5 protein-coding genes are annotated in these 4,767 nt (G+C 47.3%); all 5 read left to right on the forward strand.

All coding sequences use genetic code 11. The features are described 5' to 3' along the window. On the forward strand, positions 1 to 1,185 hold a 1,185-nt coding region (locus MHN01_RS16875), incomplete at its 5' end, for a diguanylate cyclase (protein WP_239412407.1). A 90-nt stretch (positions 1,186 to 1,275) separates the two neighbouring features. Beyond that, positions 1,276 to 2,646 (forward strand): MATE family efflux transporter, encoded by a 1,371-nt coding sequence (locus tag MHN01_RS16880; RefSeq protein ID WP_239412408.1) that lies wholly within the window; start codon positions 1,276 to 1,278, stop codon positions 2,644 to 2,646. A gap of 94 nt (positions 2,647 to 2,740) precedes the next feature. Beyond that, the gene (locus MHN01_RS16885; protein ID WP_239412410.1) at positions 2,741 to 3,787 is read left to right on the forward strand and encodes a DUF3080 domain-containing protein; all 1,047 of its coding nucleotides are present in this window, start codon (positions 2,741 to 2,743) and stop codon (positions 3,785 to 3,787) included. Positions 3,788 to 3,923: 136 nt separating this feature from the next. Next, positions 3,924 to 4,184 (forward strand): DUF5062 family protein, encoded by a 261-nt coding sequence (locus tag MHN01_RS16890; RefSeq protein WP_075763414.1) that lies wholly within the window; start codon positions 3,924 to 3,926, stop codon positions 4,182 to 4,184. Between the two features lie 65 nt (positions 4,185 to 4,249). After that, a partial coding sequence (locus tag MHN01_RS16895; protein WP_239412409.1) for a ParA family protein occupies positions 4,250 to 4,767 on the forward strand: 518 nt, incomplete at its 3' end.

Raw genomic sequence — 4,767 nt, forward strand, 5'->3', positions numbered from 1 at the left:
GCTATCATTAACGAAGAAGGTCAAATTCTGGCAAGCAGCAACCCTTTACATAGCCCGCAAAAGGGCCAGCTTCTCAGCGTTAGCTCTTCACAGTCACATGCGCTTGGTAAGCTCTGGCCGTTGATAGAGCAGCATAATAATCAAAGCCATGATGCAGCAAACCTTGAAACCAGAAACCTTAATACCAGTAACCTTGATACCACGCTGCCATTTACATACCAGGGCCAGTCCTGGGTCAGTTACTATACTGAATATCCCTTAAGTCCCAAACGTACTGTGCGAATTGTGCTCTACTCTCCATTGTCGGAACTTACTCCGGGATTTTTGCAGGCAAAACACTATGCCATCATTATCACAGTATTAATGACCGCCCTTGCCACCTACTACGGCTCATTAGGTACCCGCTATATATTGACCCCTATCCGCCAGCTAACCAAAATTGCCGAAGAAATTAGCCAGGGAAAATGGGACAAAAAGATCGTAGTCGATCGCCATGATGAACTAGGACAACTCGAAAAATCATTTAACAAAATGACCACGCATATTGAGTCAACTATCAGTCAGCTCGATCAACAGCAGCAAGAAACCAAACGCCTGAATGCGCTTCTCGAGGAACAAAACTTAAAGCTGGAAGAACGGGTAAAAGCCCGAACTGAAGAGCTGAGTATCGCCAATCGCCAGCTACGCGAACTCGCCTATATCGATCAATTAACCGGGATCGCAAACCGTCGTCATTTCTGGGAGCAATTCGAACAATCCACCAAAGACGCAGATGGTTGGCTCCTTATTCTGGATATCGACAACTTCAAACAGTTAAATGATCACTTTGGCCATGTTACCGGCGATCTCGCCCTTCAGCACTTTGCCAAACGTTGCCAAAGTTGCCTGGCAGATGGCGACTACATTGGCCGAATTGGCGGTGAAGAGTTTGCCATCTGGTCCGAAGGCAGAAACGCCGAACAAGTTAAACTCCTGACAGACCAAATTTTCGAAGCGCTAGAGCAAGAGCCGTTAACGATTCAGGACACATCAATTGTGATTACTACCAGTATCGGCGCTACTCGCTGCGTTCCCGGAAAATTGAGCTGCTATGCCATTGCTGATAGGATGCTTTATAAAGCCAAACAAACTGGCAAAAGCAAAGCAGTTATCGATACCCAGCTTCACTCAAAGAATCCGGTGTAATAACTCCAACAACAATTGTATCGTCGTTTCGAGGCGCTATAATCCACCCTCGTATATTTGTATTACTTTTCTCTGCTTCAGGAGCATTCTGTGCATAATTACAGGCGTGAAACACGTCACTTACTCAAGCTAGCAATACCTGTGCTTATTGCCTCTGTCGCCCAGACATCCATGGGGTTTGTCGATACCGTTATGGCCGGTGGCGTCAGTGCGACCGATATGGCGGCTGTTTCGGTAGCGGCGAGTATCTGGTTGCCTTCCATACTATTTGGTGTTGGTTTGCTGATTGCACTTGTTCCGGTCGTTGCCCAGCTAAATGGCTCCGGCAAAAAAGAAAAGATACCATTCGAAGTTCAGCATGGCTTTGCGCTTTCACTGATCATCTCAATACCGATCATGCTTGTGCTTTACAATGCAGGCATGCTCATTGATATGATGGATGTTGAGCCCGTGCTTGGTGAAAAAACCATAGGCTACATGCACGCCGTTCTGTTTGCCGTGCCGGCTTTTCTGTTCTTCCAAACCCTGAAGAGCTTCTCTGAAGGCCTGTCGATGACGGTACCGGGCATGGTTATCGGATTTATTGGTCTGGCTGCCAATATTCCGCTCAACTGGATATTTGTTTACGGTAAATTCGGCGCACCTGAGCTTGGCGGTGTTGGCTGTGGTGTGGCGACTGCCATTGTCTACTGGCTGATGTTTTTCTCTATGCTGATCTATGTACTGATCAACAAGCGTCTTAAGGCTGCCGGCCTTTTCACCACTTGGCATAAGCCACAATTGAAAGCCATTTTGCGATTGTTCAAGCTAGGCTTTCCTGTCGCGGCATCACTGTTTTTCGAAGTGTCACTGTTCGCTGCTATTGCCTTGCTGATCTCGCCGCTAGGCTCAATTGTTGTCGCCTCGCACCAGGTAGCGATTAACTTCTCCTCATTGGTCTTCATGCTTCCAATGAGCCTGGGTGCAGCGCTGAGTATCCGGGTCGGCCATCTGCTGGGTGAAAAGAACTTAACCGAAGCCAAAGTCGCCAGCCATTGCGGGCTGCTGATCGCCCTGTTGATGTCGATAACAACTGCTGCGCTAACGGTTATTTTCCGTGAAGAAATTGCCCTGCTGTATACCGATAACCCAGATGTTGTGATACTCGCAGGCCAATTGCTCTTCCTGGCAGCTGTCTACCAGTGCACCGACGCCATTCAGGTTGTTGCTGCTGGTGCCTTGCGCGGGTACAAAGACATGCAAGCTATTTTTGTCCGTACCTTTATTGCATATTGGGTCCTCGGCCTGCCAATCGGCTATATCCTGGGAATGACAGACTGGATTGCCCAACCAATGGGACCTCATGGTTTCTGGTACGGAAACATTATCGGCCTGACATCAGCTGCGATCATGCTGGGTGCCCGCATGCACTGGGTTCATAAACAAGACGACGAAGCTCAGATAGCAATGTCACTTCGATAGGAAGAATTCCATTTTCAACGTAAGGCGGCTATGAGTCGCCTTTTCTTTTTTCCATGGTATTCACCATAATAGAAGAAAACGAGTACTCTATGTGATGCCAAACAAACCCTTCTTCTTTACTATCGTCGTTGCAGCTTTACTCGCTCTTGCAGGGTGCGAATTTACTACGGCTGAAGATAGCCTCGAAAACTACAACGAACGCCTGGCCAACGTACTGGAGATCTCTCCCTCAAAGAAACCGGATACTGACATTCCGCAGCTGGCCGGTATTCGAGATTTGCTCTTACCCATTGAAGACATTCGCATCGGGTTACTGGATGCCTATGAGCTAAGAAAGTGCGGTTTGTTTCACTTAATTGCCGAAAGAAATTCAATCCTTGGCAAAGTACAGGATAAAACGCATCGCTTCCGCTACGAACTGCTATTCATGGATGGCTTAGAGCACTGTCTCGCTACCCTTCCCCAGGATGCAGAGATTCTTCCCGAGCTTAAGGAGCTTCACCAGCTCAAGCAGCAACAGCTCCCCGTTTATTTATGGAATATGCTGACTACCGGCGAGGAATGGCGAAAGCAGTTGCGAATTTATCACAAACCTTTTGGCCTCACTGAATATCCGGGGTTTGCCGCAAACCATGATGCTATGCGTTACTTACTGTACATTCATAACACACTTCAAGATGGCGCTACCGTTCCACCCAAGCAAGCTGAACGCCTGTTGGATTACCAGCAACAGCTCTATACCCATCGATATTTCGGCCAGCTTGTATATTCGCTCGCCCGCTCCCGGGACTGGCTAAATGCATCTACCCACCTGTTGGAATCCAACGAAGCAAACATCGTCTGTGGTGCAAACCGTAACCAGCAAAAAGCAGTCTATCTCAGTAATGTTTTTCACCGTTTTTTTGTCGGGGATATCCAACCCTACCTGGCAGAGCTAGACTCGCAATACAGTCAAATTCAAGCCCCGCTGAAAGTGATATTGCAGCCTCCGTCTGCCGTCTCTTCCCACTTTAATGCCTACTATCAAAGCTATGTTGCCGGTGAACTGCATGCCAGCTTCAGGGACGCTATCCTTAAGCATGTGGAATTTTGGCAACGGACCTTCAAGCGATGCCAGCTCAAGCTCGGGACGCAAAATTAGCGATTGCGCAGTATTTGAATAAAATCATACTGTTATTTCTGCGCTGTTCGCTCTAAGATGAAAGCTCGGCAATACCTATTCGCTAAGTTCATCCTGCTGTGTGAACTCAGCAAATCCGTATTGCAAGGAGCAAACAATGAAGAAACACAAGAATGAAGCCAAACTGCTTAAGAAAGCTCTAGAGCTCGGCATGGCGTTTGCTAAAAAGCAAGGATATGGAGACCTCGACAAAACGGTCTCGCCGAAAGACAAAGTTGAATGCATCTACCGGCTTTTAGTCGAGGCGAAACAAATTACCCCTCTCGCAACCAATCAAGAAGATGGTCCAAACATGAAACACAAGTTAGTGTTGTGGATTTCACGATTATTACCCCCTGATCACGAGTTACTCAAATAAGCATTGCGACTCATAATAGCGTCAGGTAACGTATTCTAATTACACATATTCCAAGGTGGGAAACAATGCGTCGGGTAGTATTCAATCAAAAAGGTGGAGTGGGAAAATCAAGCATCGCGGCAAACTTGGCAGCCCTGAGTGCGGCCAATGGCTATAGAACGTTATTGATTGATCTCGATGTACAAGGCAACAGCAGTCATTACCTCGGTTATGATATCAACAGCGATAGCAATACAACGGTAGCTGACTTACTCAATCAAACTGTCGGGTGGTTTTCAGTCTCGACACCGGTCAAAGACTTTCCTCAACCCACGCCTTTCTCTAACCTTGATATAATTCCTTCTAGCCCGAAGCTCGAGAAAATAGAATCTGAACTCGAACGACGCTATAAAATCTACAAGCTGCGAGATGCCCTGGACGAGCTCGAGAAAAGCTATGATCGCATCTATATAGATACACCGCCGAACCTGAACTTCTTCAGCAAGGCCGCCCTAATCGCAGCCAAACGGCTGTTAATTCCTTTCGATTGCGACAGCTTCTCTCAACAAGCGCTGATCACCTTGCTCAATAATGTGGCTGAACT

The sequence above is a fragment of the Photobacterium sp. OFAV2-7 genome, assembly GCF_022347985.1.
Lineage (GTDB): Bacteria > Pseudomonadota > Gammaproteobacteria > Enterobacterales > Vibrionaceae > Photobacterium.